A 21,226-nucleotide genomic window follows, 5' to 3' on the forward strand; every position below is an offset into this window, starting at 1 on the left:
TTGTGCTCGCCGACGTTCACTCGCCGACGATCAGCGGTTCGGCGCAAATTCGACCGGGATGTTCACCGTGCCGACCGTCGGTTGACCATCCTGTCGCGCCGGATGGAATCGCCAGCGTTCGACAGCATTCACGGCAGCGCGATCCAGGTCGCGCGAACCACTGCCGTTGATTACCTCGACCGAAGTCGGGACGCCATCGGGACCAATGCGGGCGCGTACCAGCACGACGCCGCTGTCTCCGCGACGCAGCGCGCGGCGAGGGTAGCGGGGGGCCGGTGTGCTTCCAGCGATCGGGCTTGGCTGGCTTGAAGCCCCCGCATCCGCACCGGAAGGCGGCGGGACCGGCGGCGTGCTGGTGGGCGCCGGAGCCGCAGGTGGTGCTACCTCGACCAAACGTGGCTGCGCATTCTGGTCGTCACCGTCCTCGGCCCTGGCTTCGTCAGGATCCAGGCCACTGGCTTCACGGTTGCCGGCAGTGGACGGGACCGGCAGCGGGCGATAATCAGGTGCGCCGGCGGTCGGTGGTGTCTCGCCGGCACGGAAGAAGTCATCCTGGTTGCGGTCCGCAGACCAGACCCACGCGAACAGCAGCACGCCGGCCAAAAAAGCCAGCCCGACCCACAACAATGTGCGCCAGGACGGCAGCCAACGGGAGTAGTCCCGGCGCGGTGGTTGCGGGTTGGAGGAGGACTCTGGCATGGCTGATCCGATGACGATGACCCCGATATTGTGCATGGATGCCGTTAACGCGTTGCCAACTGGTCCCGCCGCCGAGCGATCCACGCGATAATCGGACTCCCATCCACCACCCGGTCCCGACATGCTTGACCCCAACCTGCTGCGTCAACAGCCCGCCGAACTGGCCGCCCGCCTGCGCGAAACGCGTGGCCACGATCTCGATCCCGACGCGCTGCAGGCGCTGGAGATCGAGCGCAAGCAGATCCAGGTGCGTACCCAGGAGTTGCAGAACCTGCGCAACACCTGCTCCAAGGCGATTGGCCAGGCAAAGGCGAAAGGGGAGGACGCGGCACCGCTGATGGCGCAGGTTGCCGGGTTTGCCGATGAGCTGAAGGCCAGCGAGGCGCGGCTGGACGTGCTCAAGGCCGAGTTGGACGCGATCGCGTTGGGACTGCCGAACCTGCCACAGGACGGCGTGCCGATCGGCGCGGATGAGAGTGGCAATGTCGAGCAGCATCAGTGGGGCACGCCGCGCGCGTTCGATTTCAAGGTCAGCGACCACGTCGAGCTCGGCGCCCGCAACGGCTGGCTCGACGGCGATACCGCTGCAAAACTCAGTGGTGCGCGCTTCACCGTGCTGCGCGGACAGCTCGCCCGGCTGCATCGCGCACTCGCCCAGTTCATGCTCGATCTGCACACCAACGAGCACGGTTTTGAGGAGACCAACGTGCCGCTGCTGGTCAACACCGACAGCATGCTCGGCACCGGCCAGTTGCCGAAGTTCGAGGACGACCTGTTTGCGACCGAGATCGGCGATGCCGCGTCCGCGAGCAGCCGGCGCTACTTGATCCCGACCTCGGAGGTGCCGCTGACCAACACCGTGCGTGACGAGATCGTGGATGACGCGGTGATGCCGCTGCGCATGACCGCACACTCGATGTGCTTTCGTGCCGAGGCCGGCGCCTACGGCCGCGATACCCGCGGCATGATCCGCCAGCACCAGTTCGAGAAGGTCGAGTTGGTGAGCATCGCCCGGCCATCGGAGTCCAATGACGAGCACGAGCGCATGACCCGGTGTGCCGAAGTGGTCCTGGAAAAGCTCGGTCTGCCGTACCGCCGCATGTTGTTGTGCTCGGGCGACATGGGTTTCTCCGCCGCCCGGACGTTCGACCTTGAGGTCTGGCTACCGTCGCAGGAGACGTATCGGGAAATTTCGTCGGTCTCCAACTGCGAGGCGTTCCAGGCCCGGCGCATGCAGGCCCGCTGGCGCAACCCGGCTACCGGCAAGCCCGAGCTGGTGCACACCCTCAATGGATCAGGTGTCGCGGTAGGTCGCGCTTTGATCGCGGTGATGGAGAACTACCAGCAGGCCGATGGCAGCATCACCGTCCCCGAAGCGTTGCGCCCGTACATGGGAGGCCTCGAGAAGATTGCCTGAGCGGGTGTCCAAATCGTCAGGGCAATTTCCGGTGCCGCAGCAAACCTGTCAGACATTTCCGGGTTGCGCTGTCCAATGTGATGACATCGATCGGACCTGCGCGGCGAAGGCATCCTTTGGGCGGTTGTTGCGCCGGCGTAACCAAGCTGATCAAATATAAGTCGATGTTCCGCTGGTGGAATTGCCGCGCATGCATGATTTGAACGATCTTTACTACTTCGCGTTGGTGGTCGAGCACTCCGGCTTTGCTGCCGCCGAGCGTGCGATAGGCATTCCAAAGTCCCGTTTGAGCCGTCGTATCAGCCAGTTGGAGACCGATCTGGGCGTCCGCCTGCTGCAGCGCTCGACCCGCCGCTTTGCCGTCACCGATGTCGGTAACGCGGTCTATCGTCATGCGCAATCAATGTTGGCCGAAGCGCAAGCGGCGCGGGAAGTGGTCGACCGCCTGAGCGCGGAGCCGCGCGGCGTGGTTCGGGTCAGCGTACCGGTCGGTGCGGCCCAGCAGCAGATGCCGAAATTACTGCCCGAGTTTCTTGCCCGTTACCCCCAGGTCCGGGTGCAGTTGCTGGTCAGCAATCGGCGCGTGGACGTGATCAACGAGGGGATCGACGTCGCCCTGCGTGTGCGTACCAAGCTCGATGACGACGGCAGTCTGGTGATGCGCAGCTTCGGCCAGATCCAGGAACTGCTGGTCGCCAGTCCCGACTACCTGCGCAAGATGGGCCGACCACAGACGCCCGCGCAATTGGCCGAACACGTCACCATGAGCATGAGCGAGGACGATGCGCGCCAGCGATGGGAGCTGCATGGTCCCGAAGGCGACGTGCAACGCATCGAGATCAAGCCGCGGGTGATGGGGTTCGACCTGCCGATGCTGTTGTCGCTGGCGATCCAGGGCGTTGGCATCACCTTGTTGCCGGAGACGGTCTGTGCCGACGCGGTCCGATCGGGCCAGCTGGAGGTCGTGTTGCCGCAGTGGCGCTTGCCGCAAGGTATTTTCCACGCCGTGTTCGCTTCGCGCCGCGGCATGTTGCCGGCGGTACGGGTGTTCATCGACTTCCTCGCCGAGAAGATCCCCGCGATGGTCGACAGTGCACACCTGGGTTGCGCCGACATCAAGGGCCAGCCCTGCAGCGAAAGCGAACTCAAGGCGTTCCGGCTGTGACGAATCCGCGCCCACTCGTGCGAGAATAGCGCCGCGCCGGATCGCAGCCACGCGATCGCAAACGCGCAACAGCAGCGCGCAACAGCATACGGAGAGATGGCCGAGCGGTTTAAGGCACCGGTCTTGAAAACCGGCGAAGGGTCAAACCTTCCGTGGGTTCGAATCCCACTCTCTCCGCCATCTGCCGCTTCCCCAGGTTGCACCTGAACAGCCCGCCGCGTAGCCTCCGGTTACGGAGTGTTCTGGAGGGAAAGGGATGGCCATTACTGTATTCATCGTCGACGACCATGCATTGGTGCGCACGGGGATGCGCTTGATCCTGTCGACAGAGACGGACATCGAAGTGGTTGGCGACGCCGAGAGCGGTGAGCTGGCCTTGCCGTTGATCCGTAAGCTGAAGCCCGACGTGGTGCTTTGTGACCTTCACCTGCCGGGCGTGAGTGGGCTTGAGGTGACCGAACGCGTGGTCAAGGGGGACCACGGCACCCGGGTCATCATCGTGTCGGTGTTGGAGGATGGGCCGCTGCCGCGCCGATTGCTTGAAGCGGGTGCGTTCGGTTATGTCGGCAAGGGCGGTGATGCAACCGAACTGCTGCGGGCCGTGCGCGAGGTCGCGGCGGGCAGACGCTATCTGGCCAGCAACATCGCGCAGCATCTGGCGTTCTCCGGTCTCGCGGGGAGCGAGACACCCTTTGACGTGCTTTCTCCACGCGAGCTGGAGGTGGCGCTGTTGTTGGTCCAGGGGTTGCGTCAGGAGGAGATTGCGCGGCGCTTGAGCCTCAGCGCGAAAACGGTCAACACCCACAAGACCCGCTTGTTTGACAAGCTGGCGATCACCGACAGCATTGCCCTGGCGCGACTGCTTGGGCAATACGGCGTGGCGGAACCCGCAACCGCCCTGTAACAAAAAGCGGGCCGCTCGATCGAGCGGCCCGCCTGGTTACAACAACCGCTGTAATCCGACGTCAGGCGCTGTGTTCGTCCTCTTTGCGAGGCGCGTCCTGGCGCTCCGGCTTGTCGGACGTCGCATCCGCCACGACCTTTACCGCCGCTTGTGCCGGCGAGGCGGGAGCCACGGCGGGCGTGGCATCGAACAGACCTGCGGTCTGCGGCTGGGTGGTGCCATTGTTGGCGGCGGGTGAGGCCTCCGATGGCGACACCACGACAGCGGGCGCCTGGTGTGATTTGGACGGCGCAATCTCGTCGCTGACCACCTCGCTGACCGGGCTGGCTTCCGGCGACGCCGTTGGCGCATCCACGACCACAGGGTCGGCGACGGGGTCTGGTTCCGGAACCACCGCTGTCTCCACTACCACCACCGGTGCCGGGATGACGGCCTCGGTACTTGGTGCGGGAGCCGGAGTTGGAGTCGGATCCACTACCGCTACAGCGACCGGTGCTGCCGGAGTTTCGCTTGCCTGCGACGGCTGCTCACCCGGGTCGGTGGCCTCGACCTCTACTACCGGGGTTCCGGCGATATAGCCGGATCGCCTCTGACCAGGCGAGTGGGGGCCGGTGGTAACCGGATCGTAAGCGCTCGTGCTGGCGGGCTCGACGGTGGGCCGATCAGCCACGGCGTCGTCGGTTGCGGCAACCGTCGATTTCGATCGGGCGGGGCGCGGTTGGCGCGGCGTCCGGGGCTTGCGTGGCGGGCGTGCGCTGGCAGCACTGGTGGCGTCTTTCTGCACTGAAGATTCGTCGTCCTTCGAAAGCTCATTGCCTGGCTCGCTGGCAGCGGCTTGGGCTGGCTTGTCTGCCTCGTCGGCCTCGTCCGCCTCGTCGGCCTCGTCCGCCTCGTCGGCTTTATCCGACTTGTCCGCCTTCTCTGGCTTCTCCGCCTTTTCAGTGGAGCTGGAGCTGCCGTCGATTTCATCCTCGAAGTCGAATTCCGGCTGCGACCGGCTGACCACTGCGACGGTGGCTGCTTCCGTGTCGGTGTCTTCATCACCCAGTACGCCAGTGTCCAGCGATTGGTCCTCGGCTGCACCATCGGCTCCGCCGCGACGGCGGCGGCGGCCACCGCGACGGCCACGACGCCGCCGTCCGGTACCTTCGCCGGCAGCATCGTCATTGGTGCCGGAGTGCCCGGAATCGTTATCGGCCTGGACGCTGCCCTTGTCAGGTGCACGGTCTGCGTCGTTGACCTGGTTGGCGGCAGCCTCGTCGCGGTTCGCCGATAGGGCTTCGGCACCCGCCATTCCGACCGCGGCTACAGGCAGTACCGCGCCCGTGTCACTGGTGGGGCTGGTCACATCCGTTGCAACATCGACTGCCTGCGACGAGGGTTTCTCGCCACGCGGGGCGCGGGGCTGCCTGCCTGGCTTTGCAGTGTCGCCTTGTTGGCCGGCTGCGGCGATCTGCTCTTCGGTTTGCGGGCGGGGTTGGCGTTGCCTGGGTGGTTTGGCGTTGCGACCCGGCTGGGTGGAGCCGTTTTGCGCCTGCGATTTCTGCGCGCTGTCGTCCCGTACCTGGCCATTGCCACGGCGGGAGTCGTCGCGGCGTTGACCGTCGCGGCCCTGCTTGCCACCACGCCGCTGCCCGTTGCGCTCGCCGCGCTCGGTGCGGTCACCGCGACTGCGGTTGTCTTGCTGCTTGGCCGCTGGTTTGGCCTGGTCCGTGGCCGGTTGGCTGCCGCGGAAGAAGCGCATGACCCGTTCGACCATTCCTATCGAGTGGGTCGGGGCAACCACGGCGGCGGCCGGCACCGGAGCCGGTGTGACGTCGGCCACGCGTGGTTCGCGTTGCGGAGCCGGCTGGGTCGGCTTGACGTTGGTCACGGCCGGTGCGACCGGGATGTTCAGGTTGGCCTTGGTCAGCGCGTGGGTCGGCAGCTTGCGCGGGGTGCCCCGGTGGTAGCTCGGCCGGCTGCTTTCTTCGCCCAACTCATTCTCGCGCAGGCGGGTGACTTCGTAGTGCGGGGTCAGCAATTGCTCGTCGGCGACGATCACGATCGGCGCGCCATGGCGCTGCTCGATCTCGCTGAGCGCGCGCCGCTTTTCGTTGAGCAGGTAGTTGGCGATCTCCGTCGGTGCCTGGACCAGCACCTGTCCGGTGTTCTCTTTCATCGCGTGCTCTTCGCTCACGCGCAGGATCGATAGCGACAGCGACTCAACGCTGCGCATCCGGCCATGGCCTTCACAACGCGGGCAGACCAGTTGGCTGGACTCCCCCAGGCTGGGACGCAGGCGCTGGCGGCTCATCTCCAGCAAGCCGAAGCGGGAGATGCGGCCAACCTGGACGCGTGCGCGGTCCTGCTTGAGGGAGTTTTGCAGACGGTTCTCGACGTCGCGCTGGTGCTTGTTGGACGACATGTCGATGAAGTCGATCACCACCAGTCCACCCAGGTCACGCAGGCGCATCTGGCGGGCGACTTCTTCGGCCGCCTCCAGGTTGGTATTGAGCGCTGTTTCCTCGATGTCGCTGCCGCGGGTCGCACGGGCGGAGTTGACGTCGACGGCGGTCAGGGCTTCGGTCTGGTCGATCACCAGCGCGCCGCCGGACGGCAGTCGCACCTCGCGCTCGTAGGCGTTCTCGATCTGCGACTCGATCTGGAACCGGTTGAACAGCGGGACGTCGTCGGTGTAGTGGCTGAGCTTGCGCAGATTGTGCGGCATCACCCGTTCGACGAACTCAAGTGCCTCGTCATACATCTCCTGCGTATCGACCAGTACCTCGCCGATGTCCGGGCGCATGTAGTCACGCAGGGCACGGATGATCAACCGCGATTCCTGATAGATCAGGAACGGTGCAGGCTTGGTCAAGGCGGCGTCAGCCACCGACTTCCAGACCTGCAGCAGGTAATCCAGGTCCCATTGCAGTTCTTCCGCGTCACGGCCGACGCCAGCGGTGCGGATGATCACGCCCATGTCATCGGGAATGTTCAACGCATCCATGGCGCGCTTCAGTTCGGCGCGATCCTCACCCTCGATCCGCCGCGATACGCCGCCGGCAGTCGGGGAGTTGGGCATCAGCACCATGTAGCGACCGGCCAGTGAGATGAACGTGGTCAGGGCAGCGCCCTTGTTGCCGCGTTCTTCCTTGTCGACCTGGACCACGACCTCCTGGCCTTCGCGCAGCAGTTCCTTGAGGCCGGCCTTGTTCGGGTTGACCCCGGCGGCGAAGTAGTCGCGGGAGATTTCCTTCAGCGGCAGGAAGCCGTGGCGATCACCACCGTACTCCACGAAAGCCGCTTCCAGCGACGGCTCCAGGCGGGTGATCTTGCCCTTGTAGATGTTGGACTTTTTCTGTTCTTTCGACGGTTGCTCGATGTCGATGTCGTACAGGTTCTGGCCATCGACAATCGCGACCCGCAGTTCTTCTGCCTGCGTCGCGTTGATCAGCATGCGTTTCATTGTTGCGTTCCTCGCGCTCAACCGCGCGGAACGCCCTGGCGTTTCGCCTCTGGACACTGCGTCCCGTCGCCGCGGCTTTGGACCCTGCATAACGGCAAACCGTTGTGCGCGCGCTGACGTGACCTGACAATTTCCAGCGCTTCAACACCACGGCGTGCCGCGGGAGCGCTTGTTTTTGTTGCTTTCAAATTTTTCTGGGCCGGCGGCACGTCAGGCAAATGCCCTGGTGCCACGCGGGTCGTGTTTATCGAGCAGTCCTTGTGACAATAATGATGTGACAAGAACGGACGAGCCGAGGTTCCGCCGGACTGTCGCTGCTAACATGGCCGCCCCAAGGGCAGGGGTTAGACGCAGACCGGAACCGCAGGTCGGACTTTTGGCCCAGGCCCATGCCACCACTTGGATGACAGGGGCAACTCCCTGCGAAATCAAAACCTTATCTCGCGTCGCGAGTGTATCAGATAAGCCATAGCGAATGACCCATTCAGAAAGCACTGAAAACCATGCCGGCGCGCGTACGATCGCAGTGCCCGAAGACCGCGATGGTCAACGCCTGGACAACTTTTTGCTGGGCATCCTGAAAGGCGCCCCCAGGTCGCTGGTTTACAAGTTGGTCCGCTCCGGCCAGGTGCGTGTGAATGGGGGCAGGGCGAAGGCGGAACGCAAGCTGGAAGGCGGCGACAAGATCCGCATTCCGCCGGTTCGCATCAACGAGGTGGGCGACAAGCCGGCCCCGCCGCAGGGATTCATGAATGCGCTCGATGCGGCCATCGTCTACGAGGACGCCCGGCTGCTGGCGTTGAACAAGCCGTCGGGGGTCGCCAGTCACGGTGGCAGCGGGATCAGTTTCGGGGCGATCGAGACCTTGCGGGCCTTGCGGCCCGGCCACACCCTGGAGTTGGTCCACCGGCTTGACCGGGACACCTCCGGAATCCTGGTGATTGCCAAGAAGCGCTCGGCGCTGACCGAGATGCAGGCCTTGATGCGCGAAAGCAGCGGCGGTGCGGGCGGGATCCGCAAGCGCTACCTGGCGTTGTTGAGCGGACGCATGCCGGACGGGGTCATGACCGTGGATGCGCCGCTGCACGTTGGATTGCGCCAGGGCGGAGAGCGCCATGTCCAGGTCAATCGAGCAGGCAAGGCCTCACTGAGCCACTTCCAGGTGCTGGAGCGGCGCGGCGGGCAGTCTTATTGCGAGGTCCGGATCGAGACCGGGCGTACCCACCAGATCCGTGCGCACGCCCGGCACATTGGCCATGCGGTGGCTGGTGATGAGAAGTATGGCGACCCGGTGGTCAACAAGCGTTTGCGCGACCAGGCCGGACTGAAGCGCTTGTTCCTGCATGCGTCCACGCTGGAATTCGCGCTGGACGACGGCAAGACGCCTTATACCCTCAATGCGCCACTGGCACCGGAGCTGATCGAGGTTCTCGACCGACTGACGTGATCTGCGGCCGGCGCCAGTGTGGGTGGATCAGCGTTGTTCATCCAGTTGGAAACACATCTGCGGCCGCATCGTGGGTGGGGTGAACGTCACCGGCACTCGCAAGTCGGATTCCACCGGTTCACCGCGGCTGGTGGCCGGCTCGAAACGCCAGGTCTTGACCGCCGCGACGGCCGCCTCGTCCAGCGCAGTATGCCCACTGCCGTTCTCGACCCGGACATCACTGATGTGGCCATCGGCGGTGATCTGCATGATCAGGCCAACCTCGCCGCCCACGTCGGCGCACGCCAGCTCTGGCGGATAGGTCGGCGGTGGGGTGTCGACGGCCAGCGGCTGGGTCGGCATGACCTTCGGTATCTGGACGGTGGTGTCGGGGCTGCAAGCGGTCAGCAGGGCCAATGACAAGGTTGCTGCAATGAGCACGGCAATGGAGCGGCGTGGGGTCGTGATTGCAGTCGCCTGGGGTGCGGGGATGGGTGGGATGGGCATCGGTGACATGGACATCTGTGACATGAGCATCACTCCGTGAGTGCCTGCGTTTTGGCCGCGCAGATGAAGTCGTTTTCGCTGAGTCCGCCAACATCGTGGGTCGAGTAACGCACGACGCAGCGGTCGTAATGGACACTCAGGTCCGGGTGGTGGTCCTCGCGATGGGCAATGAAGGCCAAGGCGTTCACGAATGCCATCGTCCGGTAGTAGTCCTTGAACTGGAACGTCTTGCACAGGGCACGGCCATTTTCGGCCAGTTCCCAGCCCGGAACTTCGACCAGCAATTCACGCACACGCACATCGCCGAGCTTGTGTTCACTGCCGCGACGGGGCGCGCAATGGGCGTGGGCGAGGGGGATCATGTCGTTCATCAGGGCTCCTTGGCTCGCTAACGGTTGTATAGCGCATAGACCGTTAGAATAGCGGCATGATCCAGATATCAGAATCCGCACAGACACATTTCCGCAAGTTGATCGAACGAGAGGCCCTGCCTGACCTTGGCGTGCGTCTATCGGCGGTCGATCCTGGCACGCCGCGCGCGGACGTGCGGCTGGAGTTCACCCAGCCGGGCGACCTGCAAGGTGACGAGTGGGCGATCGATTGCCATGGCTTCACGTTGTGGCTGGAGGCGGCCAGCGTGGAGGTCCTGGACGGGGCGGAGATCGACTACGAGAACCAGGCGACGGGCGGCCAGCTGCAGATCCGCGCGCCCAAGATCAAGGGCGTGGCGCCAGGCGAGTCGGCATCACTGGTGGAGCGCGTGCTCTACCTGGTGGAGAACGAGATCAATCCGCAGCTTGCCCAGCACCGGGGCAGTGTTTCCGTGTCGGAGGTAACGGCCGATGGGGTCGTGGTGCTGCGCTTCGGCGGTGGTTGCCACGGATGCGGAATGGCGGACATGACGTTGAAGAACGGCATCGAAAAAACCCTGCTGGAAAAAGTCCCGGGGGTAACCGCGGTGCGCGACGCAACCGACCACGAAACTGGCGCGGCGCCATATATCGCCCGCGAAAGCGGCGCCTGAGCCGGGCGATGCATCGTTGACGGTCCCGGTCGACGCATGGATCCACGCATTGCAGCTTCGCCTGAAGCTGATTGCACCGCATCGGCGCATGCCGCCGGGCGAGTTCCCGCCCGGCTGGCAGCAATGGTTTACATCGATGTCGCCGCGCGCCGGCGCGGTGACCGGCGCCAGCGCCCGGTCGATCGCGGTGGCAATGGCCGAGCGTCCCTTGAAGGCGCCGCCGCGTGCGTCGGCACCACTGAGCCGATGGCAGGCGCTCACGGCGCTGGGCCGTCAGCAATGGGAACCCGCCCAACGTGACGAGCGTGGGCTTCGCTGGTTCGCCGCAGTTGCTTCGGTCGGCTGGCACGTGTTGCTGGCGGCAATACTGGTCTGGCTGATCTACCAGCAATACATCAATCGGTCCCATCCTCCACCCAAGGGCGAAGAGATGGTGGTGCAGATCGAGTACGTCGGTGAGGGAACTCCCGACCAGGTGGGGGGTGGGCCGGCCACGGAACCCGGGGAGCAGGAGAGCACCCCCGCGCCGCCGAAGCCGACGGCGGTTGAGGATGCCTCGGATACTCCTTCGCCGACCAGCTCTGCGCCACCGCCGGTAGCAGTCGAGCAGCCGACCCCCGAGCCGCCTGCGGTCACCCCGGCTCCGCCGTCGCCGCCTGAGGAGCCAGAAACTGCTGAAACGGCGGCAGCACAGGCCAGTCAGCCGCTATCGGTCAGCGCGCCGGTGGCCAATGTAGACGATGACTTTGTGTTGCCGCCGACCGCCGAGCGCCTGGATGCACCGGCCTTGACGGCGCCCGAACTGCAAATGTCGGTACCCACCATCGAGGTGGCGGATGTGCCGGCCGCGCCGCGCCCGGTCGTGTCGATCATTGAAGCATCGCCGGCGGCCCCGCCGGTTCTGGAGCAGCGTCCTGCTGAAGTGGTCGTGCGCGAGATCCCCATGCCGCTGCCAAGCATCCCGCCGCCCCGGTTGTCACCGTCAACCGTGGTGCGACCCACGCTGGCCGCCCCGCCAAGCGAACTCCACGCCCCTGCATTGCAGGCACGGGAGATTCCTGCCGTCACGACGGCCCCTGCCGTGTCACCCAAGCCATCGACTACTGCAATGCCGGCCGTCAGCCAGTCTGCTGAGCCGGCTGAGCCGGCGGCACAACAACTCTCGCGGGCGATCAAGCCCCCTGGTGCCGCCGATCAACCCGGCGTCAGCTCCAATGCGGGTCCAAAGCAGACGCCCACCGCCGGCGGCTGGCCCGATCCGAAGCGTGGCGACGACTGGGGTGCGGACACGCAGGAGCGCCCGGGCCAGCAACTGGGCCAAGCGGACGGTTTGTACAACAGTGATGGCAGCGCGAAGCTGGCGGAGACGCCTGGTTCGGCATCACCGGGCAAGCCGCCGGGCACGATCACCGATGAGATCGTCAACCTCGACCGCAACGGTACCTGGCTCAAGCGTGCGCCAACCGATTACGAGCCAACCGCCTTTGATCAGTACTGGCGCCCGACCGAAACGCTGCTGGAAGAGTGGGTCCGCAAGAGCGTTAGCACGATCCGCATCCCGATCCCCGGTACCAGCAAACACATCGTCTGCCACACGGTGCTGTTGGCGCTTGGCGGAGCATGTGGCATCAGCGATCCCAATCTCGCCGACCAGCCAGCGACGGCGCGGCCATCACCGGATATCCCATTCAAGCCGGAGCTGCAGGAAGATAATGGCAGCGTGCCGGCGGGCGACTGACGGCTTGGCAGCAATAAAAAAGCCCGCGTCAAGCGGGCCTTTTTACTGGTGACGGTTCCTGGTGGGAAGCAGCAGCTTGGCTACTTGTCGTGGGATCCAGCCAGGTTGACCAATTTGCTGTCCCGCGATCCAAAATAAGCGCTCAAATTGGCGATCTGCTGGTCGGTCAGGTCCTGCGCCTGGGACGACATCAATACATGTTCGCGGCTGCCGTCGCGATAACCTTGCAGCGCGTGGGCAATGTAGTCGGCGTATTGCCCACCAATGACCGGATACGTCGGGTCGATCGGTGCGGAGCCTTCCGCTCCGTGGCAATCGATGCACGATTGGCCGGTTGCCGCGCCCTTGGCATTGGCCTGTTGCTCGCCGGCGGCGATGCTGCCGGCAGGCAAGCCGGCCGAGGAGGAGCTCAGTGCGGCGTGTTCGCCATCGGCGGGAGCATCTGATGAGCATGCCGACAGGGCCAGCATCGTGGCGAGCAGAACAGGAGCGATGGCGAAATTGCCGCGGATCGTCATTGGCATCTGTTCTCTCACTTCAAGTTGGAAAGGAATGCGGTGATATCGGCAATGTCCTGGTCCGAGAAACCCCGGGCCTGGGCCTGCATCGTGGGATGGCTGCGCGTGCCGTCCCGATAGGCGTGCAATGCATTGCTCAGGTAGGCCGCGGGCTGGCCGCCGAGCTTTGGCACGTGGTAATTCGGATAGGCGTTCTTGTAGCCATCGATCCCGTGACAACCTTGGCAGGTGTAGGTCAACAGGAAGCCACGCTCGGCAGCGCTGGACGAGTCGTTGGTCCCGGCAGTGGCGGGATCCTGGGCCATCGCCGGGGCGGCGAGGAGGGTGAGCGCCAGGCAGGCGGCAATAGTCAGCGGTCGCATCATGGTGTAGTCCGCAATCTCTTTGGCTGGATAGGTGTTTAGCGGGGCAGGTGGACTTACGCGTATCCACGGTGCTCGCGCATAATCTACAAAGTATAGCTCGCGTTCATCGTTCCATGAAGGCATGCCCATTGGCAACCGGGTTCCTTCGCTGCCGGGTATCACCGGACATGTCGGCGTGACCTTCGGGGGATAGGATCCGGTCAGCTATACTGATATACATAGCTACAACACCGGCATGCGGTCGAAGCGGCACATGCACACACACATTCCTCGGGGTCACTTGATGCGCCAGCCTATTTTTTCACCCACCGGTAGCGGCCTGCGCGTCGTTGCGTTGGCACTGCCCTGTTTGTTGCTGCTGGCGGCCTGTTCCGGTGGCAAGCCAGACCCGGGTGCTGACAAGGCAGGCAGCGAAAAAACTGTCGAAGCGGTGCCGGTGGAGGTCGCTGCTGTCACCCAACGACCGATGGCCGCCAGCTACACGGGGACCGCGCCGTTGGAGGCGCCCACCGAATCCCAGGTCGTTGCAAAGACCTCCGGTGTCGCCCTGGACGTGCTGGTAGCCGAAGGCGAGCACGTCCAGGCAGGCCAGGTCCTGGTGCGGCTCGATTCGGACCGGGCGCGACTGCAGCTGGCACAGGCCGCCGCGCAACTGGGCAAGCTGCAGAACCAGTTCGAAAGGGCGAAGACGCTCGCGGCCGAGCAGTTGATTGCCGCATCCGACTATGACCAGATCCGCTACGACCTGGCCAATGCCAAGGCCGCCAACAAGATGGCCCAGTTGGAGCTGTCGTATGCCAGCGTCAAGGCGCCGATCAGCGGCGTGGTCGCGTTGGTCACGCCCAAGGCAGGCAATTTCGTGCAGATCAATACCCCGATCGTGCGGATCGTCGACACCTCCAGGCTGGAGGCCACCCTGAACGTGCCCGAGCGGGAGCTGTCGGTGCTGAAGCCCGGCCAGGAGGCGCAGTTGCGGGTGGACGCATTGCCGGGCAAGAGCTTCGTCGGCATCGTCGATCGTGTCTCGCCGGTGGTTGATGCCGGCAGCGGCACCTTCCGGGTCATTACCCGGTTTGATGGCGTCGGCATATTGCGGCCGGGCATGTTCGGTCGTATCAGTATCGATTACGACCAACGTGCCAACGCCTTGGTGGTGCCCCGTGTCGCATTGCTGGAAGACCAGGGCGATTCGGCGGTGTTCCTGCTGAAGGACGGCAAGGTGGCACGCACGCCGGTGCAACTGGGTTACATGGACGGTAGCTGGGCCGAAATCCGTGGCGGGCTGAGCCTGGGCGATCGGGTGGTGGTTGCCGGCAAGAGTGCGTTGCGTGACGGCAGCGCCGTGGCGGTGGTTGACGCGCCCGCCGATGAACCAGCGCAGGTTGCCGACAGCGCGCCGACCAAACAGCCGCCGGCTCCTGCGCCGACGGCGGCGACCGACCAGTAGGCCGGGCCGAACGTGAGCGATATCAACGATCCTTCCCGCCCGATGCCCGACCCGCATCGTTCCGCCGGTTTCAGCCTGGTCGAGTTTTCCACTCGTCGCCGGGTCACCGTGGCGATGGTCACCATCACCTTCCTGTTGTTCGGGTTGATCGCGCTGGGCAACCTGAAGGTCAACCTGCTGCCCGACCTGAGCTATCCGACCCTGACCGTGCGCACCGAATACGTCGGTGCGGCGCCCACCGAGATCGAGACCCTCATCACCGAGCCGGTGGAGGAGGCGGTCGGCGTCGTCAAGGGTCTGCGCAAGCTCAAGTCGGTCTCGCGTACCGGCCAGAGCGATGTGGTGCTGGAGTTTGCCTGGGGCACCGACATGGACCAGGCCGGGCTGGAAGTGCGCGACAAGATGGAGGCCCTGCAACTGCCACTGGAAGCCAAGCCGCCAATACTGCTGCGATTCAATCCCTCCACGGAGCCTGTTATCCGGCTGGCGCTGTCCACCACGGCCGACGACGACAGCCTTCGCCACCTGTCGGTGCTGCGTCGCTATGCCGAAGAAGACCTGAAGAAGAAGCTCGAGCCGGTGGTGGGCGTTGCCGCGGTCAAGGTCGGCGGCGGCCTGGAGGATGAGATCCATGTGCTGATCGACCAGCAGAAGCTGGCCCAGCTGAACCTGCCCATCGATACGGTGATCCAGCGGCTGGCTCAGGAGAACATCAATATCTCCGGCGGCCGGCTGGAGCAGGGTAGCCAGCGTTACCTGGTACGTACCGTCAACCAGTTCGCCAGCGTCGAGGAAATCGGCAACATGCTGGTGACCACCAGCAGCGGTGGCGACAACGCGGCGCAGGACGCGGCCGCACAGATGGCGCGGGTCGCAGCGGCGTCAGGATCCGCCGATGCGATGGCGGCGGCGGCTTCCGTGCAGAGTGCGTCGTCTGGCAGCTCCGGCGCGATTGCCGGGGGCAAGGCGGTCCGGCTCAAGGACATTGCCGAGGTCACCCAGGGCCACAAGGAGCGCGAGTCGATCATCCGCGTGGATGGCAAGGAAGCCGTCGAGCTGGCGATCTACAAGGAAGGCGATGCCAATACGGTGGCCACCGCCGATGCCGTGCACCAGCAACTGGTACTGATCCAGGAACAGATCCCGCCCGATATCGGTCTGACCGTTATCGAGGACCAATCGACCTTCATCCGCCACGCCATCAGTGACGTCAAGAAGGATGCGGTGATCGGCGGCTTGCTGGCGATCCTGATCATCTTCCTGTTCCTGCGCGATGGCTGGAGCACGTTCGTCATCGGGCTGTCGTTGCCGGTGTCGATCATCACCACCTTCTTCTTCATGGGGCGACTGGACCTGAGCCTCAACGTGATGTCGCTGGGCGGGCTGGCGCTGGCGACCGGTCTGGTGGTGGATGACTCGATCGTGGTGCTGGAATCGATCGCCAAGGCGCGCGAACGCGGGCTGGGCATCCTGGAGGCGGCGATCAAGGGCACCGGTGAGGTCAGCATGGCGGTGGTCGCGTCCACCTTGACCACGATTGCGGTATTCCTGCCGCTGGTGTTCGTGGAGGGTATCGCCGGCCAGCTGTTCCGCGACCAGGCGTTGACCGTGACCATTGCGATTGCGATCTCGCTGGCGGTGTCCATGACCCTGATCCCGATGCTCAGTGCGCTCAAGGGGCGACCGCCGCTGGCGTTCCCGGAAGAGGCGGCGCATCCGCAATGGAAGCCGGAGTCCCGGTTGGCGAAACCCCTGGCCATGGCCGAGCGTGGCGTCGGCGCCGGTGTACGCGGCGGCTTCTTCGGACTGGCGTGGGTGGCGGTGCGCTTGTGGCGTGGGCTCTCGGCCGTGGTCGGCCCGGTGATGCGCAAGGCCAGCGACCTGGCGATGAAGCCCTACGACCGTGCCGAGCGCGGTTACCTGAGGTTGCTGCCTGCGGCATTGGCGAGGCCGCTGGTGGTGCTGGGAGCGGCGGCGACGGTGTTCGTGCTGTCGTTGCTGCTGGTGCCGCTGCTGGGCGCGGACCTGATCCCGCAACTGGCCCAGGACCGCTTCGAGATGACCGTCAAGCTGCCGCCGGGCACACCATTGCGCGAGACCGATGCGCTGGTGAGCGAGCTGCAGGAAAAAAATGCCGACGCGCCGGGGATCCGGACCATGTATGCGGTCAGTGGCAGCGGCACGCGGCTGGACGCGAGTCCGGCGGAGAGTGGGGAGAACATCGGCAAGCTGAGCATCGTGATGAGCGATGGCGGCAGCGAGGAAATCGAGGCGGCGACCACCGAACAACTGCGCAAGACGATGCAGTCACACCCCAGCGCGACGGCGGATTTCAGCCGGCCACAGCTGTTCAGTTTCTCGATGCCGCTGGAGATCGAACTGCGTGGCGGCGACCTGGATTCCATAAAGAGCGCCGGCCAGGAAATGGCGGCGATGCTGCGGGCCAGTCCGCATTACGCCGACGTCAGCTCCACGGTCGAGCAGGGTTTCCCGGAGATCCAGATCCACTTCGACCAGGAGCGCGCGGCCGCCTTCGGGCTGACCACGCGGCAGATCGCCGACGCGGTGGTCGCGAAGGTACGCGGTGAAGTCGCCACCCGTTACAGCTTCCGCGACCGCAAGATCGACGTGCTGGTACGCGTGGAGGAGACCGATCGTGGCTCGGTGGAGGATATTCGCCGACTGATCGTCAACCCGGGCGGTGCCGCGCCGGTACGGCTGGCGTCGGTCGCCGATGTGGTTGCGACCACCGGTCCCAGCGAGATCCATCGTGCCGACCAGGTGCGGGTCGCGATCGTGTCGGCCAACCTGCGCGATATCGACCTGGGCAGCGCCGTGGCCGAGGTACAGCAGATGGTCGAGCAGAACCCGCTGGGCGCCGGGGTCCAGATGCATATCGGCGGCCAGGGCGAGGAACTGTCCAGCTCGATTCGCTCGTTGAGCCTGGCGTTCGGGCTGGCGATCTTCCTGGTGTACCTGGTGATGGCATCGCAGTTTGAATCGTTGCTGCACCCGTTCGTGATCCTGTTCACCATTCCGTTGGCGATGGTGGGCGCGATCCTGGCGCTGTTCCTGACCCGCTCACCGGTGTCGATCGTGGTCTTCATCGGCTTGATCCTGATGGTCGGGCTGGTGACCAAGAACGCGATCATCCTGATCGACAAGGTCAACCAGTTGCGCGAGGCGGGCGTGGCCAAACACGAGGCATTGGTGGAGGGCGCGCGCTCACGGTTGCGGCCCATCGTGATGACCACGATGTGCACGCTGTTCGGCTTCCTGCCGCTGGCGCTGGCGTTTGGCGAAGGTGCCGAGGTGCGCTCACCGATGGCCATCACCGTCATTGGCGGCTTGCTGGTGTCCACGCTGTTGACGCTGGTGGTGATTCCGGTGGTGTACGACCTGTTGGATCGGCGTCCGGACCAGTATTACCGCACTCGCGCGCACCGCACTGAGCCCCACCCGGAGTCGCTGGGGTGAACATCTCCGAGATGAGTCTCAGGCGCCCGGTCACCACGATGATGCTGTTCGTGTCGATGGTGGTGATTGGCCTGATCGCTGCGGTGCGGTTGCCCCTGGAAGCGCTGCCGGCGATCTCGTTCCCGGCCGTGTTCGTCAACTTGCCGTATCCGGGTTCGACGCCCGAAGAGGTGGAACGCACGGTGCTGCGCCCGGCCGAGGAAGCGTTGTCCACGATGAGTGGGCTGGAAAGCCTGCGTGGCACGGCGACCTCGGATGGTGCAAGGCTGCAGGTGATGTACTCGGACTGGGACACCGATGTGCAGATTGCCGCGTCGGAGGCGCGTGAGCGACTGGATGCGATCCGCGACGAGTTGCCCGACGACCTGCAACGCTATTTCGTCGGCAACTGGTCCAGCAGTGATGATCCGATACTGGAGATCCACCTGGCCGGCGACACCGACCTGAGCCAGGCGTATGACCTGATCGAGCGCGAGTTCCAGCGTCCGCTGGAGCGTGTGGACGGGATCGCCAAGGTCGAGATCGGCGGCGCGCCGGCCAACGAGATCGAGATTGCCATCGACCCCGACCGGTTGACGGCCCACGGACTCAGCCTCAACGAGCTGACCCCGCGTCTGCAGTCGTTGAACTTCTCCATGGCGGCGGGCGAGATCGAGGTGGAAGGGCGACGCCTGCGGGTGCAGCCGGTCGGTGAGCTGACCGACCTGGACGAGTTCCGCCAGTTGGTCATCAACGACGCCGGGGTGCGATTGGGTGATATCGCCGAAATCCGCATCAAGCCTGAACGCGTCACCGGCGCTCGCCAGCTCGACGGGCGCCCCTCGGTGACCCTGGACATCTTCAAGGAGCGTGAGGCCAACCTGGTGGATGTTTCCCGGCGCGCGCTGGAGGAACTGGAACGGATCCGCCAGCAGCCGGCATTGAGCGGTATCGAGATCAAGGTCGACGACAACCAGGGCAAGGAGGTCACCAGTTCGCTGCTGGAGCTGGCTGAAGCCGGTGGTATCGGCTTGCTGCTGTCGATCGCGGTGCTGTACTTCTTCCTGCGCCACTGGCCGTCGACATTGATGGTGACCCTGGCGATCCCGATCTGCTTCGTGATGACACTGGGCTTCATGTATTTCGCCGGCGTCACCCTCAATGTGTTGTCGCTGATGGGCTTGCTGCTGGCGGTCGGAATGCTGGTGGACAATGCGGTAGTGGTGGTGGAAAGCATCTACCAGGAGCGGGAGAAACTCCCCGGACAGCCGGTTCAGGCCTCGATCGTCGGTACCCGCAACGTCGCCATCGCATTGTCGGCGGGCACGTTGTGCCATTGCATCGTGTTCGTCCCCAACCTGTTTGGCGAGACCAATGACATCAGCATTTTCATGTCGCAGATTGCGATCACCATATCGGTGTCGCTGCTGGCGTCGTGGCTGGTGGCCGTCAGCCTGATCCCGATGCTGTCGGCGCGGATGAAGACGCCGCCGGCAGTAAGCAACGAAGGCGGAATCATCCATCGGTTGCAGAAGCGCTATGCCCGTTTGCTGCGGTGGACCCTGGACCATCGCGGCTGGAGCGTGTTCGGGATCGTGTTGATCATTGCCGTCAGCATCGTGCCGATGACCCAGACCAAGATCGAGATGTTCGGTAGTGATGATGGCAAGGAGGTCGAGATCTTCTACAAGTGGCAAGGCAGCTACACCAAGGAGCAGATGGGCGAAGAAGTCCGACGTGTCGAGCAATACCTGAACGAGAACCGTGAGCGCTTCCATATCGTCCAGGTGTATTCGCAGTATCGGGAGCAGGGCTGGGCCGAGACCGAGGTGTCGTTCGACGACTCGGTCGAGGATCCATCCAAGCTGGGCGAGATCATCAGCAAGGAGTTGCCAAAGTCGGCGCGCGCGAAACTGGGTGTCGGCCGCAGCCGCGGTGACGGCGGGGGCGCGGGCAATATCGAAGTGCATTTGGTGGGCGACTCGACCAAGATACTGGAGAACCTGGCCGAGGATGTCGTGCCGATCCTCGCCCGCAATCCGGAGCTGCGCGACGTGCGCGTCGACAGCGGCGACCAGAACAACGAGTTGACGGTGCGCGTTGACCGCGAACGTGCCGCGGCATTTGGTTTCAGCACCCAGGACGTTTCCCGCTTCGTATCATTGGCATTGCGCGGCGCACAGCTGCGCGACTTCAAGCGGGACCAGACCGAGATCCCGGTATGGGTGCGCTTCCAGGGCGCCGACAACTACGGAATGGAGGACATCGCGGCGTTCACCGTGCGCGCCCCCGATGGTCGTACCGTGCCGCTTATGGCGATGGTTGATGTCAACGTGCAGGAGGCGGCGACCGATATCCGCAGGACCAACCGGCAGACCCGGTTGACCATCCAGGCCAACCTGGCCAACGACGCCACCGTGCCGCGCGCCCGTGAGGTGATGGAGCAGACCCTGGACGGCGTTGCGTTCCCGCCTGGTTATGGCTACAGCTTCGAGGGCAGTGCTTTCCAGCGCGACTCCAAGGCCCAGAACCAGATGATGTTCAACCTGGTCATCGCGCTGGTGATGATCTACGTGGTGATGGCGGCGGTGTTCGAGTCGCTGTTGTTTCCCACCGCCATATTGAGCTGTGTGCTGTTCTCGGTATTCGGCGTGTTCTGGCTGTTCTGGATCACCGGCACCACGTTCTCGGTGATGGCGTTCATCGGCATCCTGGTGTTGATGGGGGTGGTGGTGAACAACGGGATCGTGATGATCGAGCACATCAACAACCTGCGCCGCCGCGGCCTGTGTCGCACCGATGCCCTGGTCGAAGGCAGCCGCGAGCGCTTGCGGCCGATCCTGATGACGATGGGCACGGCGATCCTGGCGATGGTGCCGATTGCGCTGAGCGAGACCCAGGTGTTGGGCGGGTTGACCTACTTCCCGATGGCGCGCGCGGTTGCCGGCGGTCTGGCGTTCTCGACCGTGGTCAGCCTGCTGTTCCTGCCCACCATCTATGCGCTGCTGGATGACCTGCGTAACGGGTCGGTAAGGATCGTACGCAAGGCAAGGGGAGCAACGCCGGCGCCGCTGACGGGTGGGCTCAACGAAGCCTGACCGGCGGGTTGCGG

At 64.6% G+C, this 21,226-nt stretch carries 14 protein-coding genes, 1 tRNA gene and 1 pseudogene; 10 read left to right on the top strand and 6 right to left on the bottom strand.

Annotation, left to right across the window (positions count from 1 at the left end):
• Positions 1-30: 30 nt before the first annotated feature.
• On the bottom strand, positions 31-699 hold the full coding sequence (locus ACW7G1_RS08640; protein ID WP_456979343.1) for an energy transducer TonB: 669 nt from the start codon (positions 697-699) through the stop codon (positions 31-33).
• 121 nt (positions 700-820) lie between these two features.
• On the opposite strand from ACW7G1_RS08640, the gene serS reads away from it, so the two are divergent.
• From serS to ACW7G1_RS08660, 4 genes are all read left to right on the top strand, one after another.
• Complete coding sequence (gene serS, locus ACW7G1_RS08645; RefSeq protein ID WP_456979344.1) at positions 821-2,116, top strand: serine--tRNA ligase; 1,296 nt, start codon at positions 821-823, stop codon at positions 2,114-2,116.
• A gap of 175 nt (positions 2,117-2,291) precedes the next feature.
• The gene (locus tag ACW7G1_RS08650) at positions 2,292-3,281 is read left to right on the top strand and encodes a LysR family transcriptional regulator (protein ID WP_456979345.1); all 990 of its coding nucleotides are present in this window, start codon (positions 2,292-2,294) and stop codon (positions 3,279-3,281) included.
• A gap of 90 nt (positions 3,282-3,371) precedes the next feature.
• Positions 3,372-3,461 (top strand) — tRNA-Ser (locus ACW7G1_RS08655).
• Between the two features lie 76 nt (positions 3,462-3,537).
• The gene (locus ACW7G1_RS08660; protein WP_456979346.1) at positions 3,538-4,185 is read left to right on the top strand and encodes a response regulator; all 648 of its coding nucleotides are present in this window, start codon (positions 3,538-3,540) and stop codon (positions 4,183-4,185) included.
• Between the two features lie 61 nt (positions 4,186-4,246).
• Here the strand turns inward: ACW7G1_RS08660 and ACW7G1_RS08665 are convergent, their stop codons facing one another.
• Positions 4,247-7,624, bottom strand: coding sequence for an Rne/Rng family ribonuclease (locus ACW7G1_RS08665; RefSeq protein ID WP_456979877.1), 3,378 nt, complete (start codon positions 7,622-7,624; stop codon positions 4,247-4,249).
• Positions 7,625-8,108: 484 nt separating this feature from the next.
• On the opposite strand from ACW7G1_RS08665, the gene ACW7G1_RS08670 reads away from it, so the two are divergent.
• Complete coding sequence (locus ACW7G1_RS08670; protein WP_456979347.1) at positions 8,109-9,080, top strand: RluA family pseudouridine synthase; 972 nt, start codon at positions 8,109-8,111, stop codon at positions 9,078-9,080.
• A 27-nt stretch (positions 9,081-9,107) separates the two neighbouring features.
• On the opposite strand, the gene ACW7G1_RS08675 is transcribed toward ACW7G1_RS08670, so the two are convergent.
• Complete coding sequence (locus ACW7G1_RS08675) at positions 9,108-9,566, bottom strand: energy transducer TonB (RefSeq protein WP_456979348.1); 459 nt, start codon at positions 9,564-9,566, stop codon at positions 9,108-9,110.
• Between the two features lie 29 nt (positions 9,567-9,595).
• Complete coding sequence (locus ACW7G1_RS08680) at positions 9,596-9,937, bottom strand: 4a-hydroxytetrahydrobiopterin dehydratase (RefSeq protein ID WP_456979349.1); 342 nt, start codon at positions 9,935-9,937, stop codon at positions 9,596-9,598.
• A 56-nt stretch (positions 9,938-9,993) separates the two neighbouring features.
• Between ACW7G1_RS08680 and ACW7G1_RS08685 the strand changes: the two genes are divergently transcribed.
• Both ACW7G1_RS08685 and ACW7G1_RS08690 read left to right on the top strand, forming a co-directional pair.
• On the top strand, positions 9,994-10,590 hold the full coding sequence (locus ACW7G1_RS08685) for an NfuA family Fe-S biogenesis protein (RefSeq protein ID WP_456979350.1): 597 nt from the start codon (positions 9,994-9,996) through the stop codon (positions 10,588-10,590).
• 1,549 nt (positions 10,591-12,139) lie between these two features.
• Positions 12,140-12,328: pseudogene (locus tag ACW7G1_RS08690) on the top strand (transmembrane repetitive protein); the annotation flags it as partial.
• 80 nt (positions 12,329-12,408) lie between these two features.
• Here the strand turns inward: ACW7G1_RS08690 and ACW7G1_RS08695 are convergent.
• Together ACW7G1_RS08695 and ACW7G1_RS08700 are read right to left on the bottom strand one after the other, a co-directional pair.
• On the bottom strand, positions 12,409-12,846 hold the full coding sequence (locus ACW7G1_RS08695; protein ID WP_456979878.1) for a c-type cytochrome: 438 nt from the start codon (positions 12,844-12,846) through the stop codon (positions 12,409-12,411).
• A 14-nt stretch (positions 12,847-12,860) separates the two neighbouring features.
• Positions 12,861-13,208, bottom strand: coding sequence for a c-type cytochrome (locus tag ACW7G1_RS08700; RefSeq protein WP_456979879.1), 348 nt, complete (start codon positions 13,206-13,208; stop codon positions 12,861-12,863).
• A gap of 286 nt (positions 13,209-13,494) precedes the next feature.
• Between ACW7G1_RS08700 and ACW7G1_RS08705 the strand changes: the two genes are divergently transcribed.
• Genes ACW7G1_RS08705 through ACW7G1_RS08715 form a run of 3 tightly spaced genes read left to right on the top strand, consistent with a single transcriptional unit; the run spans position 13,495 to position 21,212 of the window.
• Positions 13,495-14,658: an efflux RND transporter periplasmic adaptor subunit gene (locus ACW7G1_RS08705; protein WP_456979351.1), complete on the top strand. Its 1,164-nt coding sequence runs from the start codon at positions 13,495-13,497 to the stop codon at positions 14,656-14,658.
• Between the two features lie 42 nt (positions 14,659-14,700).
• Positions 14,701-18,135 carry an efflux RND transporter permease subunit gene (locus tag ACW7G1_RS08710; protein WP_456979880.1) on the top strand — a complete coding sequence of 1,145 codons (3,435 nt, stop codon included), beginning with the start codon at positions 14,701-14,703 and terminating at the stop codon, positions 18,133-18,135.
• The gene (locus ACW7G1_RS08715) at positions 18,132-21,212 is read left to right on the top strand and encodes an efflux RND transporter permease subunit (protein ID WP_456979352.1); all 3,081 of its coding nucleotides are present in this window, start codon (positions 18,132-18,134) and stop codon (positions 21,210-21,212) included. Before ACW7G1_RS08710 ends, ACW7G1_RS08715 begins: the two co-directional genes overlap by 4 nt.
• Positions 21,213-21,226 lie beyond the last annotated feature (14 nt).

This window comes from Lysobacter sp. A378 (assembly GCF_054052125.1).